Below are 21,365 nucleotides of genomic sequence, written 5' to 3'. Positions count from 1 at the left end.
TTAAAGTAACAATTAACTTTACACTGACTGTATATTGACTTTACTTTTTTAACATGTTATATTTTAAGAAATTTACCTTTAAATTAGTTCTGAGAGACTAATAAGGGAGTATACACTCCCAAGAAAATTCTGTTAGGGAGGTTTTATGATGAAGTTAAAAGGAAGAAATCTAATTGATCCAAATGACTTTTCAATAGAAGAACTAAATAAAGTAATTGGATTAGGTTTAGATATTTACAAAAATCCTTCAGTTTATTCAGATATATGCAGAGGGAAAATATTAGGGACTTTATTTTATGAACCAAGTACAAGAACCCGTCTTAGCTTTGAGTCTGCAATGCTACGTATGGGGGGTAGTGTACTTGGTTTTTCTGATGCTTCTACTAGCTCTGTTAGCAAAGGGGAAAGTATTGCTGATACAATACGTGTACTGGATGGCTACGCAGATATTCTGGTTATGCGACATCCAAGAGAGGGTGCCCCTAAGCTTGCATCCGAATTTTCATCTGTTCCCGTTATTAATGGAGGCGACGGCGGACACCAACACCCGACCCAAACTTTAACAGACTTAATAACAATTAAGCATTATAAAGGAGATATTTCTAACTTAAAAGTTGCATTTTGTGGTGACTTACTATTTGGACGTACGGTTCACTCTTTGTTAAAAACCTTGAGTCGGTTTCCTAATATGGAATTTGTGCTTATTTCACCAGAGCAATTAAAAATTCCCCAACATTTAAAAGAGGACTTATTAACGCAGTATAATGTTACCATTACTGAAACAGATTCTTTAGAAAGCTATATTAATGAAGTAGATATTTTATATATGACACGAATACAAAAAGAGCGTTTTTTTAACGAAGAGGAATACGTAAAGCTAAAAGATAGTTATGTATTATGTAAAGATAAACTTAAAGAAGCTAAAAAAGACATGCTTGTAATGCATCCGTTACCAAGAGTTAATGAAATTCACTATGATGTTGATCATGATCCTAGAGCAAAGTATTTTGAGCAAGCAAAGCTAGGTGTTTATGGGAGAATGGCGCTTATGGCACTTCTATTGGGGGTGGTAGAATGTTAAAGGTAACTAGTATTCAGCGGGGGATTGTAATTGATCATATCTCATCGGGGAAAGGCTTAAAGATTTTCCAAAAATTAAATTTAGATAAGCTGAATTCTCCAGTTGTTCTTTTAATGAATGTACCAAGTAAAGTGCTTGGAAAAAAAGATATTATTAAAATTCAGGATTCTATTGATTTAGATTTAAAGGCCTTGGGGCTAATTGATCCAAACATAACGGTTAATATCATTGAAAATGGTGAACGAGTGGAGAAGAAAAAACTTGTGCTTCCAGAAAAAGTTACTGGTCTATTTCAATGTAAAAATCCTAGGTGTATTACCTCTATCGATGATTATGCAATATCAGAGTTTACCCTTGTTGAAGGAGATAAGACAAAATATAAGTGTAACTATTGCGAGGAGATTACCGAATATAAGCTGTAAAATTAAGCGGATTAATTCTAGTAAACTTTCAAATTTTATTTTTACTTATATTTAACTGAAAGAACACATTCGCTTTATTTTATTATCAGCGAATGTGTTCTTTTTAGTATTTTAAATCATTCTGATTTTGGTAAGAAAAGCGTTGCTTTTTCCTCTTCGTTTATTAGTTTAGTTAAAATATTTTCTTTTTTTCCATTGGCTAATACCATAGGTATGCCGTAATAGTTTACTGTCTTTGCTGCTTCAATTTTTGTACAGATTCCACCGGTACCAAAATCATTTGTATCTCCAACTTCAATGGTTTCTAACAAATGTACTGGGTCTGTTACGACTTCAAGTAGCTCTGCATCTTTAAATACTTTAGGATTTTTATTGTAAACACCATCAATATCACTAAATAATACTAGTAGATCTGCATTCCATAGATTAGCTGCTAGGGCTGCTAGGCTGTCGTTATCTCCTATTTTAATTTCTGCGACACAAACTGTATCATTTTCATTGATCACCGGAACAACGCCTTCATCAACCAGTGTAAAAAGTGTATTTCTAATATTTAATGTTCTGTTCGGGCAAGAAAAATCCTCTCTTGTTAAAAGCATTTGTCCAATATGAATTTCATGGGTTTCAAAAACTCTTCTATAAGCATCCATTAACTCGACTTGCCCTATTGCACAAAGGGCTTGTTTGTAATGAATATCTTCTTTTCTTCGCCAACGCTGTATTGTAGATACACCGGCTATTCTTGCACCGGAAGAAACGATCACAACTTGTTTCCCTTGATTCATTAGATCATTAACATTGTCACTTAATTTCTGCATAAATGCTTTATTTATTGTACCATCATCATTGGATAAGGTATTACTACCTATTTTAATTACAATTTTTCTGCTATTTTTTAATAACTCAGCTATCATGATGTACCCCTTATTCTCTTATTTGTCCTTGACCAACAATTGTGTATTTTACAGTAACTAATTCATTTAATCCCATTGGTCCTCGGGCATGCATTTTTTGTGTACTAATACCCATCTCAGCCCCAAAACCAAATTGAGATCCATCAGTAAAACGGGTAGATGCATTTACATATACTGCAGCAGCGTCGATTTCTCTGCTAAACCTGTTTGCATTTGATAAGTTCTCTGTTAAAATCGCCTCTGAATGCTTTGTTCCAAATTGATGTATATGATCGATCGCTTCGTCTATATTCTCTACTACTTTTACGGCTAATATAAAGTCAAGATATTCTTCTGCCCAATCTGTTTCTTTTGCCACTTTGACATCTATATGCACTCTAGATTTTTCACAAGCTCTTAACTCGACTCTACCATCTACACGCTTATGAAGCTCTTGCAATAAATCCTTAGCCATGTTTTTGTGTACTAGAGTGGTTTCACAAGCATTACATACCCCTGCACGTTGTGTTTTTGCATTTTCAATAATATCAACAGCATTTTTTACATCTGCAGTTTCATCTACGAAAATATGACAGTTACCTACGCCAGTTTCAATCGTTGGTACTGTTGCATTTTTCACTACCATTTGTATTAGGTCGTTTCCACCTCTTGGTATGATTAGATCTATATAGTCATTTAATGTTAACATCTCTTTTACAATTTCTCTATCCACATCGTCTATAAATCCAATAACATTTTCAGAAATTGGACTATTTCTTAATCCCTCTTTTACCACTTTAACTAATGCTCTGTTAGAGTTAATCGCTGTTGAGCTTCCCCTTAACAAAATACAGTTTCCACTTTTTAAGGTTAGGGCAAATGCATCGATTGTGACATTTGGTCTTGATTCGTATATAATCCCTACTACGCCAATCGGTACTGTCATTTTACTTACTATTAGTCCGTTCTCTAGTGTCCAAACATCATTACTTTTCCATACAGGGTCATTTAAGTCTATGATTGTTTGTATATCCTTTGTCATGCCATCAATTCTTGTTTCGTCTAACTTTAAGCGGTCAATTAAACTTTCTTTCATACCTTTTGCTCGTGCATTTTCAATATCCTTCATGTTTTCGTTAATAATGAAGTCTTGATTTTTCTTTAGGCTTAGGGCCACTTGTTTTAGTGCTTCATTTTTTGATTTCGTATCAACTGTAACTAAAGTTTGTGCTGCTTTTTTTAGTTCTTTACAAGTATTTAATAACTGAGACATATGATCACTCCTTTTTTATATTATATATCTGTATCCTTAACATATTAGAAAAAGTAACAAAAACTCAAAAAATCCCCTCCCTGTAAACAGGGACGAGAGTTTATTTTACCCGCGGTACCACCCTAAGTTGGTCTTTTGTTAGACCCTACTTAACAATTGTTAACGGAATTACCCGTAATAGCTTGTTAGGCTAAAAGACTCCAGAGTGGGTTCAAAAAGTTAAGTTTGCAAGGCTCTCAACTATGCCTTACTCTCTGTGAAACATCCCTTTTTTACTACTCTCTTTCTTTGTTTTTATATGTTTAATTAAAACTAATTATATATAAAATTCTTTTTTGTGTCAATTATAGAATTGGGAAGTGTAGGGTTTCCTCAATTATAATAATGAAGTCTAACTAATTCAATATAAATTATACTGTTATCGCATTATTCTACATGTTTCTACAATATGTATATGTTAGTGTTTTAATAAATCGAAATAAATTACAACTTACTAGGAGGGGATACTGTTGTTGGGCACTATTGAATTTAGTCTTATTGGTATTCTTATGTTAATTTTAAATGTTGGCGCACTAGCTTTTATAATTGCGCTACTATATCGGATTTATAAAAAACTTAAATAACTACCTTTGAAGCTTTATGGGTTTTGTACAATATGGTGTGGGTATATCCATAACATATTTTTATATTGGAAAGTAAAATTACTTATTTTATTCTTTTAAGATTTAAAAGAATAAAAAGTTTGTTTAAGTTATAGAATCTGTGGGTATACTTAACAATGTGAAATTATTCCATGATTATAAGGAAGGAGTTTTTAATATGAGATATGTTTGCATACCATGTGGTTATGTATATGATCCTGAGTTAGGTGATCCTGATGCAGGGATAGAACCAGGTACTGCTTTTGAGGATATTCCTGATGATTGGGTTTGCCCTATCTGTGGTGTTACAAAAGATATGTTTGAGCCTACAGAATAATAAATACTTGTTTACAGTTTACATCTCTCTTTAAAAAGGAGCAGATATTTTTTAATATCTGCTCCTTTTATATTACTAATAAAATAAATAAAATCTTTATTTTTGTATAGCATAAAAACTTATCTATTCTATTGTAATGGGTAAATCATTCTCTTCAAATTGTTTTTCTATCGCTTTCCACAAATCATCTATCCCTAATTTCTTTAAGGAAGATATGGGTACGACTTTTGCATCTGAAGCCATTTGTAGTTTTTGTCTAATATTTTTTATGCTTTTTTGTTGTTGGTTTTTTGATATTTTATCCGACTTCGTTGCCACAACAATTCTACCATAGCCATAATGTCTTATCCATTCATACATTAGCTTATCATCTGCTGTTGGGTCATGGCGTATATCAACAAGTAGAAGTACTTCTTGTAAATTAGGTCTACCCGCTAAATAAGTCTCCATCATTTTGCCCCAAGAAGCTCTTTCAGATTTAGAAACCCTAGCGTAACCATAACCGGGTAGATCTACTAAATAAAATTCTTTATTTATGATATAAAAATTTATTGTTCTTGTCTTTCCAGGATTTTGACTTACTCTTGCAAGATTTCTTCTACCCAATATCGTATTGATCGTTGAAGACTTACCAACGTTTGAACGGCCTACCATTGCAATTTCTGGTAATTCATCCTCTGGGTACTGGGCCGGTGCTACTGCTGAAATTACAATATCTGAAGTTTTAATCTTCATTGTTTTCGCCCCTTTTTAGCGCATATTCTAGTACTTCATCCATATGGTCTACAAAATTTAATTTAATTGTTTTTCTAATGTTTTCTGGTATGTCATCTGCATCTTTTTTATTCTCCATTGGAAGAATGATATTTTTAATTCCTGCCCGCTTTGCGGCTAATACCTTTTCTTTTACACCGCCTATAGGCAACACTCTGCCTCTTAGTGTGATCTCCCCGGTCATTGCAATATCTTTCCTCACAGGTATATTTGTTAATGCAGATATAACCGCAGTTGCCATGGTTATACCAGCTGATGGTCCATCCTTTGGTGTTGCACCTTCAGGGACATGAATGTGTAAATCAACTTTTTCATGGAAATCTGGATCAATCTCAAATTCTTCTACTTTTGAGCGAGTATAGCTTATGGCAGCTTGGGCGGACTCTTTCATCACGTCACCAAGTCTTCCAGTAAGGGATAGCTTTCCTTTCCCTTTCATTGGTGTTACCTCTATTGATAAAGTGTCTCCACCAACAGCTGTCCAAGCTAATCCTCTTGCTACACCAACTTCGTCTTTTTCATTCATCATCTCAAAAGAATAAATCTTTTTACCTAAATATTTATTTAGATTATTAGGCATCACTCTTACGGTCTTCACCTTTTCTTCGACTATCCTTTTTGCTGCTTTACGACAAACATTTGCAATCTGTCTCTCTAAATTTCTAACACCTGACTCTCTAGTGTAGTAGGTTACAATATCTCTAATTGCTTTTTCAGATACTTGAATTTGATCTTTCTTTAAGCCATGCTCTTTTACTTGCTTAGGCAATAAGTATTTATCCGCTATTTTATATTTTTCTTCCTCAGTATAACCGGCAATTCGAATGACTTCCATACGATCTAATAAAGGTCTTGGAATCGTATCTAATGAATTGGCTGTTGTAATAAACATAACCTTTGATAAATTAAAGGGTATTTCGAGATAATGATCTGTAAAAGTATTGTTTTGTTCTGGGTCAAGCACTTCAAGCAACGCTGACGCAGGATCCCCTCTAAAGTCACTAGCTAGCTTATCTATTTCGTCTAAAAGTAGTACCGGATTCTTAGAGCCTACTTGACGCATGGCAGAAATAAGCCTTCCTGGCATTGCTCCCACATAGGTTCTTCTATGGCCTCTTATCTCAGCTTCATCTCTAACTCCACCAAGAGACATTCTAACAAACTTTCTATTTAAAGATGCTGCTATGGATTTGGCAATGGACGTTTTTCCCACTCCTGGAGGCCCAACTAAGCATAGAATAGGCCCTTTCATGGATTTTGAAAGCTGTCTAATTGCTAGATATTCAAGGATTCTTTCCTTCACTTTTTCTAAACCATAGTGGTCATCATCTAAAATCTTTGATGAAACCTTTAGGTCTAGACGATCTTTTGTCTCTTTTTTCCAAGGTAAATTAAATATCCAATCAACATAGTTTCTAACTACCCCTACTTCAGCAGAAGATGGAGCTAGTTTCAATAGTCGATCTACTTCTCTTTGTACTTTATCGTGTATATCCTTTGGAAATTTTAGTTTTTTCAGCTGTTGTTTGTATTCGTCAACTTCTTCTACTAAGCCCTCATCTTCTCCAAGCTCTTTTTGTATTGCTTTTAACTGCTCTCTTAAGTAATATTCTTTTTGCACTTTATTGATTTGCTTTTTAACTCTGCTATTAATTTTCTTTTCTATTTCAAGAATTTGAATTTCTTCTAATATGTATTTGTATAAAACTTCTAATCTTTCTGTAACATCGAAGGCTTCTAAAATCTGTTGATTTTGGGTTGGTTTTAATACAATATTTGACGCAACCATATCTGCTAGTCTTCCTGGAACTTCAATTTCATTCATTGCTAAAAGCACTTCCGAAGAAATTTTATTGCTAACATCTATGTAGTTCTCAAATGCCTCTAACACACCACGCATAAGTGCTTCAATTTCTTCATTTGTTTCTTCTTCCTTGAACCCTTCTTGTTCTTCCACTTCTACTGTAAAGTAGGGGGTTTCTTGTGTGATATCACTTATTTTAGCTCTAGAAATACCTTCTACTAATACCCTGATCGTATCTCCAGGAAGTTTTAGCATTTGCTTAATTTTAGATATTGTTCCTGTATGATAAAAGTCTTCTGGTTTTGGTGCATTTACTTCAACATCTTTTTGAGACACTAAGAAAACAAGCTGATCGTTTACCATAGCTTCTTCTAATGCATTAATCGAACGCTCACGACCAACATCAAAATGTAACACCATATATGGAAAGATCGTTACACCTCTTAATGGAATTAAAGGAATCGTACGTGTCTTTATTGATTTTTCTTCCATCCTAAATTCTCCCTTCTCTTCTGCAGCATTTATATAAATATTTTACCCCTATCCGAAATATTATATCATTATTTACAGTTTTTTTCTTTCAAAATAAAATTTTACCACACTAAAAGGAAAAATACGACCTGTACTTTAATGATTCTATCGTAAAAGTCGTATTTTTTAGGGTATATTATTTTTTTTGTTCATCACGTCCTAATGCTGCTACTAAATCTATTAGATCCACAGGAGATTTTTTGTCATCTCTCTCATCATAAATAGATAATTGAATTACTTCTTCAATTGTTGTAACTGGAATTACTTCAATATCTAAGGTTTTAAAACGATCTTGATAATTATCTTTTGGTATAATCACTCTACTGCAACCAGCTTGTTTAGCTGCATTTATTTTTGAAGAAATCCCACCTACTGGCTTAACTTTCCCTCTTATAGAAACCTCACCTGTCATCGCTAGCTTGTTATCAATTAATTTGTTTGTTAAAGCAGAATATATTGCTGTTACCATTGTTATACCAGCGGAAGGACCATCAATTGGTATGCCCCCTGGAAAGTTTAAGTGGATTTCATAGTTATTGGGATTTATTTTAAAATTATTTTTAATAACCGTTAATACATTGTCTACTGAGTCCGAGGCTGTACTTTTTCTTTTTAGAGTTTTTCCTGGACTATTTGTCTCCTCAGATTGTATGATTCCTGTAACAATAACCCTTCCCTTATTTTCTTTTGGAACCTCTGTAGCTGTTACTTCGATGTCGATCAATACTCCCATATTTGCTCCGTAGACGGCTAGCCCATTTACACACCCAACAGAAGGTTCATCATAGACTTTTTTATCTGGTCTTGGGCTGTAGTGTCCACTCTCTATCACCCATTCTACATCTGCTATGGTTATCTTTTTGCGCCTGTTTGTTAAGGCTAGTCCCGCTGTAATTTGTACAATATTTACTGCCTCTCTACCGTTTGTAGCGTACTTCTTAATTTCTTCTACGGCTTGTTCTTCTATTTCAAATCCACTTTTCTTACTTGCATTTTTCGCAATTACCCCTACTTCTTCTGGTAAAAGTGGTCTAAAATAAATCTCTACACACCTTGATCTTAATGCTGGAGGCAATTCTGCTGGGCCCTTTGTTGTTGCACCAACTAATCTAAAGTCTGCTGGTAACCCATTTTGAAATATATCATGTATGTGCTGGGGTATATTTGTATCCTCTGCGTTGTAATATGCACTTTCTAAGAAAACCTTTCGGTCTTCTAAAACCTTTAGCAGTTTATTCATCTGTACTGGATGTAATTCACCAATTTCATCAAGAAATAGCATTCCTCCATGGGCTTTTGTAATCGCCCCGGGTTTTGGCTGCGGAATCCCTGCTTGGCCTAAAGGACCCGCACCCTGATATATAGGGTCATGAACGGAACCCATTAAAGGATCTGCTATGCCTCTGTCATCAAACCTTAGGGTTGTTGCATCCATTTCTACAAATTTTGATCTAAAGTTGAATGGTGAATGTGTGTTTTTTTTAGCTTCTTCTAAAATAACCCTAGCAGCAGCTGTTTTTCCAACTCCGGGGGGGCCATATATTATTACATGCTGGGGATTAGGGCTGCAAAGGGCTGCTTTTAGCGCTTTTAGTCCATCTTCTTGTCCAATAATTTCATTAAATGAACTAGGACGTGTATGTTCTGATAAAGGAACAGTTAGTGCATTTTCCCTTAATTGTCTTAGTTTTTCTGTTTCTTTTTTTGATTCCTTTTCTATGGCTGACTTGCTTCCATGTTGACTTTTAAGCAGTGTTAAAAAGTAAAGTCCAATAACAACAGCAAAAAAGAATTGAATTAAAAATATAAAGTTTGGCAAGATCCTGTCTCCCTTCTAAAGAAAGTCATTGGATATCTATAAATTTATTATACACATAGAAAGTTATTTTAATCCGTATATAGTAGATATCATGATAAGCAAATACAGGAAGTAAGAAAGGTACAGAAAAAAATCAAGTTATGTTATACTGGATAATGAGTAACTATATAACTGTGGTAATTACTAAAGGAAATTGTTTGTATATTTATTCTATGAAAACCTGTAATAATATAATTATTCAATTTCCTAATTTGTTGACGGATCTCATAATCAACATTTTATTTTTTTATCTGGAGGAATTTTTATATGCTGTCTTTAAAAAAGCTTTTTCTTATTTTTTTAAAAATCGGCGCCTTTACTTTTGGTGGTGGTTACGCCATGGTGTCTATTATGCAAAAAGAGTTTGTTGAAAAAGAGGGTCTTGTAACCGATGAAGAGTTTTTGGATATTACTGCAATTTCTCAAAGCTTACCCGGTCCAATTGCAGTAAGTACATCTTTATTTATTGGTTTAAAGTTAAGACAAAAAAAAGGCGCTACCGTAGCCCTATTAGGTACGATTTTACCTTCATTAACTGCAATCATTGTCATTGCCACTTTCTATCATTTAATTCGTGATATTGAGCAAATACAATACTTTTTTAATGGTATTCGTCCTGCAATTATTGCTTTAATTTTATTAGCTGCAATAAAGTTATCTAAGCCTCTCCCACGAACTTTATTTAATATTATTATCGTCATTTTATCCTTTATAAGCATTGTATTCTTTAATATCCATCCTATTTTTGTAATCATTGCTTGCGGTTTTTTCGGTTTCATTTTTCATCGTAAAGGAGGATCTGTATGAGTTATATAAGATTAATGATTGCTTTTATAAAAATTGGTGCTTTTAGCTTTGGTGGTGGATATGCCATGCTTCCAGTTATTGAAGAAGAAGTAGTACATATAAATCAATGGTTAACGGAGAGTGAATTTATTGATATAATTGCTATTTCCCAGATGTCACCTGGTCCCATTGCAATAAACTCAGCTACTTTTGTGGGCTATACGCATCTTGGTCTACCTGGTGCAGTCTTAGCTACACTAAGTGTGATCGCTGTTCCATTTTTATTAGTTTTATTTATATCTCAATTTTTAAATAAATACCGGGATTCTAATTTTATTAAAGGGGTTTTTTCCGGGATCCGTCCAGCAGTTATTGGACTTATTGCTGCAGCTTGTATTTCTTTAGTTGATACGTCTATTACAGATATCTATAGTGGTGTTATTTTCTTAGTTATTCTTTTAACTTTAATTAAATTTAAACTCCATCCTATTGGTGCAATTTTTATTTCTGGTTTTTTAGGGATGGTTTTATACGCTATCTAATTGCTTTGCTCATTATAAAATTTAATCAATTTTATTTGAAAGAGGAAATTAATTAATGTTATATGCAAATTTCCTCATATATTAATTCTTTTTATAGAAACTGATTTAGCACCTTAATTAAACTGCTTAGTTCATCTACAATTGGAGTGTGTCCACTATTCTCTAACACTGCCAAACTTGCATTTTCACCAATTTCTTTTACTACATAATCAGACATTTCCCTAGATATAACCGGATCTTTTTTCCCATGTATAACTAAGGTTGGCATTGTAATATGATCAACCTCTCCACTGCCTTCAACAACCCCATTATGTTTATGAGAAATATTAAATGTTATTAAAGCATAGTTTAAATCTACGAGATTTCTTTGTTTAATCATTTCTTCTAAGTAAGCTTTATATCGCATAAATGGTGGTTTTTTCACTGTGTATAGAAAATTATCACAGAATTTTTTTAGAATCCATGTATTTCTAAAAGAAATTGCCTTTAATAAGTAACGTACCTCTTTAGCTACCTCATCCTTTGTTGTAACCTGTTCGCCGTTGGGCTTTCCACTTAAAATGTCTTTTTTATGAAAAGGATATCCATAAGTACTAGCAGAGCATAACAAAACAAGCTTTTCTATTAATTCAGGATAGTCAACAGCCAGCTGCATAGCAACTGCCCCTCCAGCAGACCACCCCATTACTGAGCATTTTTTTATATTTAAAGCCTGTATAAATTGTTTAACATCTTCAGAAAAATCTTTCATTTTTTCTATTGGTTGATTATAAGTAGAAATTCCAAAGCCTCTTAAATCTACAGCATATATTTTGTATTGATTTTGTATTTTTTCCATTAACATATCATAATTTTTGGATGAATTCATATTCCCGTGTATTAATACTAAAACTTTTTCCCCACTTCCTGCTTCTCTATATCCTAAAATCTCACCATTTTCTAGCTTAATTTTTTTTAGTGAAATACCTCGCTCTACTTCTAAATCAAAGGGCTTAATTTTATAAGGAGAAACTGTGTTGTATGCTATATTACAAACTTTAGGATATAATTCTCTACTTTTTTGGCTAAAATCATACATTGCTTTGAATACTTTATAAGACACTTTTTTCACGCTCCTTTAATTGCCTTAGTTATTATAATCTCCTATTAATCTTTATATTATTAACTAACAAAGTAGTTTGTTAATTATGTAAAGACTAATATTGTCTTTATTACCACTTAGAACTTTACTATGTATAAACTAAAATGCCCCAGATACACTGGGGCATTTTTTATGATGCAGTTGTTTCTTCATCATCTTCTGATTTCTTGTTTAAATCTTCTTTTTTTAGTACGATTGTAGGTTCACTACCATGTTCCACCGTATCTTTTGTGATAATTATTTTTTCAATATCTTCTCTAGATGGTACATCATACATAATGTCCATCATAATATTTTCAAGAATACCTCTTAGCCCTCTAGCACCTGCTTTTCGCTCAATTGCTTTTTGAGCTACTAGTTCTAATGCTTCTTTATTGAACTCAACTGAAACATCATCTAATTCAAAGAGCTTGTAATACTGCTTTGTCAAAGCATTTTTAGGTTCTGTCAATATTCTTATTAAAGCCTCTTCATCTAAAGCATCAAGGGTTACTAACACTGGTAATCTTCCTGCAAACTCAGGAATTAGACCATACTTTAATAAGTCTTCAGATTGCATCTTCATTAATAGACTTCCAATATCTAAGTTTTCTTTACTCTTTAATTCAGCACCGAATCCCATGGATGATTGGCCCATTCTTTTCTTTATAATTTGATCGATACCATCAAATGCACCGCCACATATAAAGAGTATATTGGTTGTGTCAATCTGTATAAACTCTTGATGTGGGTGTTTTCTTCCACCTTGTGGTGGTACACTAGCAACAGTACCCTCAAGAATTTTTAACAGTGCTTGCTGCACGCCTTCACCACTAACGTCTCTTGTTATGGAAGGGTTTTCTGACTTTTTCGCTATTTTGTCTATTTCATCAATATAGATAATCCCTTTTTCAGCTTTTTCAATATCGTAATCTGAAGCTTGGATTAATTTTAATAAAATATTCTCTACGTCTTCGCCAACATAACCTGCCTCTGTTAAAGAAGTTGCATCTGCGATCGCAAAAGGTACATTAAGTAGCTTAGCTAATGTTTGTGCCAGTAAGGTCTTACCTGAGCCTGTAGGACCAACCATTACTATATTACTTTTTTGTAGCTCTACATCATCGCTTTTTCCTTCAAAATTAATTCTTTTATAATGGTTATACACTGCAACTGCAAGTGTCTTCTTGGCTTTATCCTGTCCAATAATATATTGATCTAGTATATCTCTTATCTCTCTAGGTTTTGGTAAATCCACCATACCTATGTCAACATTTTCTTCAAACTCTTCCTGAATAATTTCTTGACACAGCTCTATACACTCATCACAAATGTATACATTTGGACCAGCAATTAATCTTTTAACTTGGTCCTGGGACTTACCGCAAAAGGAGCATTTCAATTGTTTTTTCTCTTCATACCTAGACATATATTCACCTCTTTCAACAACTATTATTTCCTAGCGGTAATCACTTCATCTATAATACCATATTCCATTGATTCTTTAGCTGACATAAAAAAGTCACGATCTGTATCTCTTTTTACTCTTTCAAGAGGTTGCCCAGTTCTTTCAGCTAAAATTTCATTCATGGTATCTCTAGTTTTTAAAATACGCTCTGCATGTATACGAATATCTTCTGCTTGACCTCTGGTTCCACCTAAAGGCTGATGAATCATTACTTCTGCATTTGGAAGCGCAAAACGTTTTCCTTTTTCTCCAGCAGCTAGTAGAAAGGCTCCCATACTTGCTGCCATCCCAATGCAAATGGTTGATACATTCGGTTTTACATAGTTCATTGTGTCATAGATAGCCATACCCGCAGTAATTGATCCTCCAGGACTATTAATATAAAGTTGAATATCTTTATCTGGATCCTCCGCCTCAAGAAATATAAGTTGCGCAACAATTAATCCGGCTGTTGTATCGTTTACTTCATCATTTAACAAAATAATACGATCCTTTAACAACCTTGAATAAATATCGTAGGATCTTTCTCCCCTGTTTGTTTGTTCAACAACAACTGGTACTAATGCCATATATATCTCCTCCCAATGCCTTAATTAGAAATTAGCTTACTTTTGCATTCTCTACTAAGAAATCTACTGTTTTCTTTAATATTAGATTATCTTTTAAGTAGTTAATTTCTTGCTCACCTAATCTTTCTTTCAAAGCAGCTACTTCTTGGTTGTACTGCTCTGCCATTTTCTCTACTTCTTTTTCGATATCTTCTTCAGATACCTCAATATTTTCTTTATTCCCAATTTTATCTAAAACTAACTCACTTTTTACTTTTTTCTTTGCATCTTCTCTCATTTGATTTCTTAGATCCTCTTCTTTTGAACCTGTAATGTTAAAGTAAGTTTCTAAGTTTAGACCCTGATAACCTAAAGAATATTCAAATTCTTTTAGCATATTATCAATTTGTCTTTCAACCATAGCGTCGGGAATAGTAATGTCAACTGTATTTGATACAGCTTCTACAACATTATTTTGAAACTCTTGCTCAGCTTTATTTTTAGCAGTCTCTTCAAGTTTATTCTTTAGATCGGATTTTAATTCTTCAAGTGTATCAAATTCTGATACATCTTTTGCAAACTCATCATCTAGCTCTGGTAATTCTTTTTCTTTAATTTCATGAATTTTCACTTCAAATGTAGCTTCTTTTCCAGCTAGATCCTCAGAGTGATATTTTTCTGGGAAAGTTACATTAACTTTTAAATCATCATTAATGTTTGCACCAACTAATTGCTCTTCGAATCCAGGTATAAATTGCCCTGAACCAATATTTAAGTTTTGTTTTTCAGCTGTTCCACCTGGGAAAGCAACGCCATCAACCATTCCTTTATAATCGATGACTACCATATCTCCATCTTTGACTGCTCGATCTTCAACTGAGATCATTCTTGCATTTTTTTCAACCATAGCATCTAGTTCTTTTTGAACGTCCTCTTCTTGTACATTATACTCTACTTTTTCTACTTCTATACCTTTATAATTTTCAACTGTAAATTCTGGCATAACCTCTACTTCTGCTGTAAATACTACATCTTCGCCTTTTGTGATTTCATTTTCTATATCAATTTGCGGATGTGAAACAGGATCAATATTTTGCTCTTTTAAAGCCGCCTCATATGCTTCTGGGAAACAAATATTGATTGCATCCTCATAGAATACTTCTACTCCGTATTGTGCCTCAATAATTTTTTTTGGTGCTTTACCTTTTCTAAATCCAGGTATGTTAAACTTTGATTTCATCTTGTTATATGCTTTAGTTACTGCTTCCTCAAACTTTGATGCCTCTACAACAATCTTTAGGGTTACTTTTGTATCTTCCTTTTTAATTACTTCTGAATTCATCCTTAGTCCTCCTCAAATTTAAATGTATATATTTTTGTATAAACCTTCTCATATGTATGATTTTTCAAGCTTTAACTGCTATTGTTAACCATATGTCTATACAATTATAACAAATGTAGAAAAATTTAAAAACAAAGACATCCATAAATGTGCGGATGTCCTATGCCTATCAGATTCTTTCCAAATTTAATAGTATCGAATTTGACTAGTATTGTCAATAAAATTACTCTTTTAATTTTATAAAGCTTAAAGTACTCAATAACATCCTTTAAAAACCTTAATATTTAGTGCCTATTTTAAAATAACCCTGTATATTTCCACCTTTATTAAGTTTGGACTAAATACTTATAGACTTTATACTATTTTAATTCATAAAATAGGTGAAAAATTTTAATACTAATAGATGTATATATACCAAATCTCATTTTGTATTGTATTTATTCATATACAGAATAATGCTGATGATTTTGAAAATTATCAATTTTTTAATGCAAGTTATATTTACTGCGTAATTGGTGATGAGATACTTACAATTTTAATAAAGGAGTTGATAATTGTTGATTGAATTTAAAAGTGTGAATAAAAGCTATGATGGGAAAGTTAACATCATTGAGGGCTTAGATTTAAAAATTCAAGATGGTGAACTTGTTATTCTAATCGGAGAAAGTGGTTCCGGCAAAACCACGACAATGAAAATGATTAATCGAATCCACGAGCCCACTGGTGGATCAATATTAGTTAATGGAAAAGACATTATGAAACAGAACGTTATAGAGTTAAGAAGAAATATAGGATATGTCATTCAAAAGGTGGGACTTTTCCCACATATGACAATTGCCGAGAACATAGAATTAGTACCTTACTTAAAAAATTGGGATAAAGAAAAGCGCCGCAAAAGATCTTTTGAGCTATTAGAGTTAGTCAACCTAGACCCTAATATTTATTTAGATAGATACCCAAATGAGCTTAGTGGGGGTCAACAACAAAGAGTTGGGGTAGCCAGAGCCCTAGCTGTTAATCCTGATATTATTTTAATGGACGAACCCTTCAGTGCTCTAGACCCTATTACTCGGGAACAGCTTCAAGAAGAGCTGTTAAAACTACAAGATGAACTGCATAAAACTATTGTTTTTGTAACCCATGATATGGACGAAGCCTTAAAGCTAGGAGATAAAATTGCTGTGATGAAAGATGGCAAGGTTATTCAATTTGATACCCCAGAAAATATTCTTAAAAATCCTATTGATGAATTTGTTGAAAACTTTGTTGGTAAGGATAGAATCTGGCGTTCACCTGAAATGCTGTATGCAGAAGATATTATGATCAAGCGACCAGCTACTATTTCTTTAGAGAGAACACCGGCAAAAGCTTATGAAATAATGAAAGAAAAAAATACTGATTACTTGCTTGTTGTAGACAAACCTGGAGATCGACCTAAAAAAGTACTTGGTTTTATCAGACCAAGAGAGTTAAGAGGTCATGATACATCAGATTATAAAATGAAAGATTTACTTAATAAAAAAATTGTTACTGTAAATGAGAAAACAAATATGGTAGAAGTTTTAAACCTGATGAAAGAAAATAAAGTGAAAAACATATCCGTAATAGGTGAAGATGGTTATTTAAAGGGTCTAATCACCCAACCAAGTATTCTAAACTTATTTGCCGACGCAATTTCTGATATACAAGAAATGGAAGGTGATGATAACTAATGATAAGGGAATTTTTTGAATTTTTCATGAATAGAAGTGATCAAGTTATAAGGCTAACCCTTGAGCATTTACAAATAACAGGGACAGCAGTTTTTTTCGCAGTGCTCACCGGAGTCCCTTTAGGTATTTTAATTACCCGTTACAAATCATTGTCTAACCCAATCCTTGGTATTGCAAATGTGTTTCAAACTTTGCCAAGTTTAGCCCTATTTGGACTTATTATTCCAATTATGGGTATTGGTCGTATACCTGCGATTTTTGTACTATTTCTCTATGCTTTATTACCGATCATTAAAAACACTTATACTGGTATTAAGAACGTGGATGAATCCGTTATTGAAGCTGGTATTGGAATGGGTATGACAAGAAAACAAATTTTAACAATGGTTACACTCCCCCTTGCCCTTTCAGTCATTATGGCAGGTATTAGAATTGCAACCGTAATCAATATTGGCACGACCACCATTGCAGCGCTAATTGGTGCAGGCGGTTTAGGGGATTTAATTTTTAGAGGAATATCAATGGATAATGCATATATGATTTTATCCGGTGCTATACCTGCTGCTGTTCTCGCATTATTGGTTGACTGGCTTTTAGGTATTGTAGAGCATTACTTAACACCAAAAGGACTTAGAAATAAGTAAGAAATTTATAGGAGGCTAAATATGATGTTTAAAACGAATAAAATTAAAAAATCCCTAGTCTTATTATTAACACTCTTAATCATTTTGTCTTTCCCTTTAACCGGCTGTAGAAGAGGTGATGTTATAACTATTGGTTCAAAAAACTTTACAGAGTCAAGACTACTTGCTACAATGTTCCAAGTTCTAATTGAAGAAAAAACGGATTTAAATGCAGAGGTTAGAGAATTCGGTGGTACGCAGTTAGTTTTTAGAGCACTGCAAGGCGGAGACGTTGATGTATATCCAGAATATACTGGTACAGCCTATACTGTTATGTTAGACAAGGAAGCAATCGCCGATCCTGATAAGACATATCAAATTGTAAAAGATACTTTTAAAGCTGAGTATAACCTTGATTGGTTAGGTCAATTAGGATTTAATAACACTTATACCTTGACAGTACGAGAAGAAATGGCAAATGAATTAGGACTTGAAACTTTTTCAGACTTATTAGAACATGACCAAGATATGATTTTAGGGGCTACATTTGAGTTTCTTGAAAGATCAGATGGTTACCCAGGACTTCAACAGCATTACGGTTTTGAGTTTGCAGATACTAGAGGGTTTGATCCTGGATTAACATATAGTTCCGTTAGAAATGGTCATGTGGATGTAATTGATGGTTTTTCTACAGATGGTAGAATTCCTGCTTTCAACCTAGTTCCATTAGAAGATGATCAAAACTTTTTCCCTCCATATTATGCAGCACCATTAATTAATGGCGAGAGCCTTGGAGCTCATCCTGAAATAGGAGAAGCCCTTTCTCTTCTAGAAAATCAAATTTCTGAAGAAGAAATGGCAAATATGAACTATCAAATAGACGAAGAAGGACGAACAGAAGAACAGGTAGCAAGGGAGTTCTTACAGTCTAAAGGGATTATATAATTCAACATAGGCTTAATTTCAAAAGCGTAAGATCCATTGGATCTTACGCTTTTTTAAAATGTACTAATTTAATTTAAACTAATTATTACTCGGAATTTTGGTAACGCTTAAAATTCTGATTCAACAGTTGTTTCATTTTCCCCCTCTATTACTTGTTCATGTAGATTAGGATTTGAGAAACTAAATATTAGTACAGCTATATTTGTTAATAAAAGTAATGAAAAAATGATTATAGGTATAACCTCTTTAGAATATATATATATCCCCAAAGAAGTTAATAGTGAATACAGTAAAAGTCCTAAGGAAAAGTTTAAAAATTGCTGCCCTAACTTTTGTTTAAACACGATCAGTAACCCAGAAATAAAGAGACAAAAAACTGTAATGCCCTCGATAATAAGTTGGAAAGTCACACTGATCACTTGAGGATTTTCGCCCCCTACTTGACCTGTAAATAATAAAATCCCCCAAGTTACAGCAATTAGAAAACTAATGAAAAATGTATAAATCATAATGATCAGTCTCAAATTCCATCCCCTCCCAGAGTAGTTACACATTATTAATATATGAGACAAAATAACATAATAATCTTTATTTTATGCAATTCCGCTTTCTTTTATCATTCCATCAATTATTTTATCTATTTCTGTCCAGCCTTTAACCCTTACCATTCCTGGTAATAAGCTATGTTGATTATAGTTGCAGTCTAATAATATCACTTCAAACCCTGCTGAAGATAATTCAACACAATTTTCAAAACTGTCTTCAATAAAAATATCGCAATGAAGTTCTTTGGCTTTTTCTGCCTTGTGGTGACTCCCTAGCAGATATAGCTCTCCTTTAGGTAATTTATGATCCTCAAGCCACCTACGGGTAATGTCTGTCATATTTTCATTTCTAGCAGTAACATAGTATATTTGATGTTTTTCATTTAACTTCCATAAAACTTCATGAACATTACTACGTATCTGTGCTTTAGCATGCATTTCAGGTCCAAGGGCACGATAGAATTCTATAAATGCTTCAAAACTAACACCCATTACTTCATGTATCTCATACTGAATTACCTCTTCTACTCCAATAGTCTTATTAAAATATTGATTCGCATAGTCAAGCCAATAATAAGGTTCTGTCAAAGTACCGTCAATATCGATACATATATTTAAGCCGGTCATATAACTCCTCCATTCTTTCTATTTATATTATACGCTTTTTCCAAGGTTTTTTCATTAATCTATAGATTTTTAATTGCAGTAGATTTGTATTGTAACCTTATCAGCTATTTCTCATAAACTGTTAAGAAGAACAATATTTAAAGAAGGTGATCTTAGTGGAATTATTAAATTATAAATCAAAATACCGTGACTTAGTATGTGGGGCAGACACTAAAATCCCTCTAATCGACGGAAGATACACAGAAAATATTAACTTTGACAATGCAGCAACCACTCCCCCATTTAATTCTGTATTAAAGGACATTGTTGAGTATGCGCCTTTATATTCCTCCATTCATAGAGGAATGGGGTACAAATCACAGCTTTCTTCCAATTTATATGAACAATCTCGCTATATTATATCAAAATTTGTAAATGGAGACTTAAATCATAAAACAATTATTTTTGTTAAAAACACAACAGACGCTATTAATAAACTTTCCTATCGGCTTTTAGAAGATTATAAAGATGGTGTAATCTTATCCACTACAATGGAGCATCATTCCAATGATTTACCCTGGCGAGAAAAATATAAAGTAGATTATGTAGATGTGGATCAGGAAGGCAAACTATCCTTAAGTGACCTAGAGGATAAGTTGAAAAAATACGCTGGTAAGGTTAAACTTGTTGCCGTTGCAGGCGCCTCTAATGTAACTGGTATTATCAATCCTATTCACAAAATAGCTAAACTTGCCCATAGGTACAATGCTAAAATATTGGTCGATGGGGCTCAATTAATTCCCCACGCCCCTGTAGATATGAAACCAGTAACCTCAGATGAACATATTGACTTTTTAGTTTTTTCATCTCATAAAATGTATGCACCTTTTGGAGTCGGTGTCATTATCGGGTGGAAAGATATATTTGAAAAAGGAAAACCTGATTATGTAGGTGGTGGTACTGTAGATATCGTTACCCATGATTATATAAAGTGGAACAGTGCGCCTTACAGAGATGAAGCTGGCACACCAAATATTATTGGTGTCATTGCTTTAATATCAGCAATAAAAACCTTAAGCCATATTGATATGAAATCTGTTCATGCCTATGAGGATCAGTTAGCTCAATATGCATATAAATCTATGAAGAAAATTCCTGATATATTGCTCTACGGTACAGAAAGTTTTGGTGAAACACGTTTAGCAATTATTCCTTTTAATATTTCTGGCATACATCATGAAACCCTAGCATCAATTCTTTCCTATGAAGTAGGAATCGCTGTAAGGAGTGGGTGTTTTTGTGCTCAACCTTATGTGCAGAAATTATTAAATCTTACAGATAAAGATGTAAAAAAATATATGTCAAACAAAGATGCTAAAAGACCAGGTATGGTTCGATTAAGTTTCGGTCTTTATAATACTTATGAGGAAATTGATGTTTTAATTAAAATGCTTCATAAAATTTCATCAAATAAAGCACACTATATAAAGAAGTATAGTTAAGTTTTTATATTA

The 21,365-nt window shown here is 33.3% G+C and carries 20 protein-coding genes and 1 other annotated feature; of the genes, 9 read left to right on the top strand and 11 right to left on the bottom strand.

Going from position 1 to position 21,365, the window contains the following annotated elements; genetic code table 11:
* Positions 1–148: 148 nt before the first annotated feature.
* Together pyrB and RH915_RS04135 are read left to right on the top strand one after the other, a co-directional pair.
* Positions 149–1,081 (top strand): aspartate carbamoyltransferase, encoded by a 933-nt coding sequence (pyrB, locus tag RH915_RS04140; RefSeq protein ID WP_310478082.1) that lies wholly within the window; start codon positions 149–151, stop codon positions 1,079–1,081.
* A complete protein-coding gene (locus RH915_RS04135) occupies positions 1,075–1,503 on the top strand; it encodes an aspartate carbamoyltransferase regulatory subunit (RefSeq protein WP_310478080.1) in 429 nt (142 codons plus the stop codon). The genes pyrB and RH915_RS04135 overlap by 7 nt, the downstream gene beginning before the upstream one ends.
* A gap of 116 nt (positions 1,504–1,619) precedes the next feature.
* Here the strand turns inward: RH915_RS04135 and proB are convergent, their stop codons facing one another.
* Positions 1,620–2,417 carry a glutamate 5-kinase gene (proB, locus tag RH915_RS04130; RefSeq protein WP_310478079.1) on the bottom strand — a complete coding sequence of 266 codons (798 nt, stop codon included), beginning with the start codon at positions 2,415–2,417 and terminating at the stop codon, positions 1,620–1,622.
* 10 nt (positions 2,418–2,427) lie between these two features.
* On the bottom strand, positions 2,428–3,669 hold the full coding sequence (locus RH915_RS04125; protein ID WP_310478078.1) for a glutamate-5-semialdehyde dehydrogenase: 1,242 nt from the start codon (positions 3,667–3,669) through the stop codon (positions 2,428–2,430).
* An 85-nt stretch (positions 3,670–3,754) separates the two neighbouring features.
* Positions 3,755–3,967, bottom strand: a binding site (T-box leader).
* Positions 3,968–4,488: 521 nt separating this feature from the next.
* Between RH915_RS04125 and rd the strand changes: the two genes are divergently transcribed.
* The gene (gene rd, locus RH915_RS04120; RefSeq protein WP_310478076.1) at positions 4,489–4,647 is read left to right on the top strand and encodes a rubredoxin; all 159 of its coding nucleotides are present in this window, start codon (positions 4,489–4,491) and stop codon (positions 4,645–4,647) included.
* A 123-nt stretch (positions 4,648–4,770) separates the two neighbouring features.
* Here rd and yihA read toward each other — a convergent pair whose 3' ends face one another.
* The 3 genes from yihA to lonB all read right to left on the bottom strand — a co-directional run bounded on the left by yihA (position 4,771) and on the right by lonB (position 9,575).
* Positions 4,771–5,382, bottom strand: a complete 612-nt coding sequence (yihA, locus tag RH915_RS04115; RefSeq protein ID WP_310478074.1) for a ribosome biogenesis GTP-binding protein YihA/YsxC — start codon at positions 5,380–5,382, stop codon at positions 4,771–4,773.
* On the bottom strand, positions 5,372–7,717 hold the full coding sequence (gene lon / locus RH915_RS04110) for an endopeptidase La (RefSeq protein ID WP_310478072.1): 2,346 nt from the start codon (positions 7,715–7,717) through the stop codon (positions 5,372–5,374). Before lon ends, yihA begins: the two co-directional genes overlap by 11 nt.
* Before the next feature lie 175 nt (positions 7,718–7,892).
* The gene (lonB, locus tag RH915_RS04105; protein ID WP_310478071.1) at positions 7,893–9,575 is read right to left on the bottom strand and encodes an ATP-dependent protease LonB; all 1,683 of its coding nucleotides are present in this window, start codon (positions 9,573–9,575) and stop codon (positions 7,893–7,895) included.
* Positions 9,576–9,881: 306 nt separating this feature from the next.
* On the opposite strand from lonB, the gene RH915_RS04100 reads away from it, so the two are divergent.
* On the top strand, positions 9,882–10,421 hold the full coding sequence (locus RH915_RS04100; protein WP_310478070.1) for a chromate transporter: 540 nt from the start codon (positions 9,882–9,884) through the stop codon (positions 10,419–10,421).
* Entirely contained in the window at positions 10,418–10,942 is a 525-nt protein-coding gene (locus RH915_RS04095) for a chromate transporter (RefSeq protein WP_310478069.1), read from the top strand. The genes RH915_RS04100 and RH915_RS04095 overlap by 4 nt, the downstream gene beginning before the upstream one ends.
* A 91-nt stretch (positions 10,943–11,033) precedes the next feature.
* Here the strand turns inward: RH915_RS04095 and phaZ are convergent, their stop codons facing one another.
* The 4 genes from phaZ to tig form a co-directional block, all read right to left on the bottom strand.
* Positions 11,034–12,044, bottom strand: a complete 1,011-nt coding sequence (gene phaZ, locus RH915_RS04090) for an intracellular short-chain-length polyhydroxyalkanoate depolymerase (RefSeq protein ID WP_310478067.1) — start codon at positions 12,042–12,044, stop codon at positions 11,034–11,036.
* A gap of 169 nt (positions 12,045–12,213) precedes the next feature.
* Entirely contained in the window at positions 12,214–13,491 is a 1,278-nt protein-coding gene (clpX, locus tag RH915_RS04085; protein ID WP_310478066.1) for an ATP-dependent protease ATP-binding subunit ClpX, read from the bottom strand.
* Between the two features lie 23 nt (positions 13,492–13,514).
* Complete coding sequence (gene clpP, locus RH915_RS04080) at positions 13,515–14,099, bottom strand: ATP-dependent Clp endopeptidase proteolytic subunit ClpP (RefSeq protein ID WP_310478065.1); 585 nt, start codon at positions 14,097–14,099, stop codon at positions 13,515–13,517.
* Positions 14,100–14,130: 31 nt separating this feature from the next.
* Positions 14,131–15,420, bottom strand: a complete 1,290-nt coding sequence (tig, locus tag RH915_RS04075; protein ID WP_310478063.1) for a trigger factor — start codon at positions 15,418–15,420, stop codon at positions 14,131–14,133.
* 557 nt (positions 15,421–15,977) lie between these two features.
* Between tig and RH915_RS04070 the strand changes: the two genes are divergently transcribed.
* From RH915_RS04070 to RH915_RS04060, 3 genes are read left to right on the top strand one after another with little or no spacing between them, the layout of a single operon-like run.
* Complete coding sequence (locus RH915_RS04070; protein WP_310478062.1) at positions 15,978–17,132, top strand: ABC transporter ATP-binding protein; 1,155 nt, start codon at positions 15,978–15,980, stop codon at positions 17,130–17,132.
* Positions 17,132–17,776, top strand: a complete 645-nt coding sequence (locus RH915_RS04065; RefSeq protein ID WP_310478060.1) for an ABC transporter permease — start codon at positions 17,132–17,134, stop codon at positions 17,774–17,776. The genes RH915_RS04070 and RH915_RS04065 overlap by 1 nt, the downstream gene beginning before the upstream one ends.
* Positions 17,777–17,797: 21 nt before the next feature.
* Positions 17,798–18,700, top strand: a complete 903-nt coding sequence (locus RH915_RS04060) for an ABC transporter substrate-binding protein (RefSeq protein ID WP_310478058.1) — start codon at positions 17,798–17,800, stop codon at positions 18,698–18,700.
* Between the two features lie 107 nt (positions 18,701–18,807).
* On the opposite strand, the gene RH915_RS04055 is transcribed toward RH915_RS04060, so the two are convergent.
* Together RH915_RS04055 and RH915_RS04050 are read right to left on the bottom strand one after the other, a co-directional pair.
* A complete protein-coding gene (locus RH915_RS04055; RefSeq protein WP_310478057.1) occupies positions 18,808–19,224 on the bottom strand; it encodes a hypothetical protein in 417 nt (138 codons plus the stop codon).
* 69 nt (positions 19,225–19,293) lie between these two features.
* A complete protein-coding gene (locus tag RH915_RS04050) occupies positions 19,294–19,872 on the bottom strand; it encodes a hypothetical protein (RefSeq protein WP_310478056.1) in 579 nt (192 codons plus the stop codon).
* A gap of 155 nt (positions 19,873–20,027) precedes the next feature.
* Here RH915_RS04050 and RH915_RS04045 point away from each other — a divergent pair, with 155 nt between their 5' ends.
* Positions 20,028–21,353 (top strand): aminotransferase class V-fold PLP-dependent enzyme, encoded by a 1,326-nt coding sequence (locus tag RH915_RS04045; RefSeq protein WP_310478055.1) that lies wholly within the window; start codon positions 20,028–20,030, stop codon positions 21,351–21,353.
* Positions 21,354–21,365: the final 12 nt, after the last annotated feature.

The sequence above is a fragment of the Serpentinicella sp. ANB-PHB4 genome (assembly GCF_031432315.1).
Classification (GTDB): domain Bacteria; phylum Bacillota; class Clostridia; order Peptostreptococcales; family Natronincolaceae; genus Serpentinicella.
The sequence above is the reverse complement of the archived record's forward strand: the minus strand, read 5'-3'. Positions and strand labels throughout refer to the sequence as shown.

Excerpts from the sequence above, each read along its gene's own strand:
- pyrB (WP_310478082.1), top strand. The coding sequence starts at position 149 with ATGAAGTTAAAAGGAAGAAATCTAATTGATCCAAATGACTTTTCAATA.
- RH915_RS04100 (WP_310478070.1), top strand. The coding sequence starts at position 9,882 with ATGCTGTCTTTAAAAAAGCTTTTTCTTATTTTTTTAAAAATCGGCGCC.
- RH915_RS04060 (WP_310478058.1), top strand. The coding sequence starts at position 17,798 with ATGATGTTTAAAACGAATAAAATTAAAAAATCCCTAGTCTTATTATTA.
- RH915_RS04135 (WP_310478080.1), top strand. The coding sequence starts at position 1,075 with ATGTTAAAGGTAACTAGTATTCAGCGGGGGATTGTAATTGATCATATC.
- RH915_RS04065 (WP_310478060.1), top strand. The coding sequence starts at position 17,132 with ATGATAAGGGAATTTTTTGAATTTTTCATGAATAGAAGTGATCAAGTT.
- clpP (WP_310478065.1), bottom strand. The coding sequence starts at position 14,099 with ATGGCATTAGTACCAGTTGTTGTTGAACAAACAAACAGGGGAGAAAGA.
- yihA (WP_310478074.1), bottom strand. The coding sequence starts at position 5,382 with ATGAAGATTAAAACTTCAGATATTGTAATTTCAGCAGTAGCACCGGCC.
- clpX (WP_310478066.1), bottom strand. The coding sequence starts at position 13,491 with ATGTCTAGGTATGAAGAGAAAAAACAATTGAAATGCTCCTTTTGCGGT.
- RH915_RS04095 (WP_310478069.1), top strand. The coding sequence starts at position 10,418 with ATGAGTTATATAAGATTAATGATTGCTTTTATAAAAATTGGTGCTTTT.
- rd (WP_310478076.1), top strand. The coding sequence starts at position 4,489 with ATGAGATATGTTTGCATACCATGTGGTTATGTATATGATCCTGAGTTA.
- RH915_RS04125 (WP_310478078.1), bottom strand. The coding sequence starts at position 3,669 with ATGTCTCAGTTATTAAATACTTGTAAAGAACTAAAAAAAGCAGCACAA.
- proB (WP_310478079.1), bottom strand. The coding sequence starts at position 2,417 with ATGATAGCTGAGTTATTAAAAAATAGCAGAAAAATTGTAATTAAAATA.
- lon (WP_310478072.1), bottom strand. The coding sequence starts at position 7,717 with ATGGAAGAAAAATCAATAAAGACACGTACGATTCCTTTAATTCCATTA.
- RH915_RS04050 (WP_310478056.1), bottom strand. The coding sequence starts at position 19,872 with ATGACCGGCTTAAATATATGTATCGATATTGACGGTACTTTGACAGAA.
- tig (WP_310478063.1), bottom strand. The coding sequence starts at position 15,420 with ATGAATTCAGAAGTAATTAAAAAGGAAGATACAAAAGTAACCCTAAAG.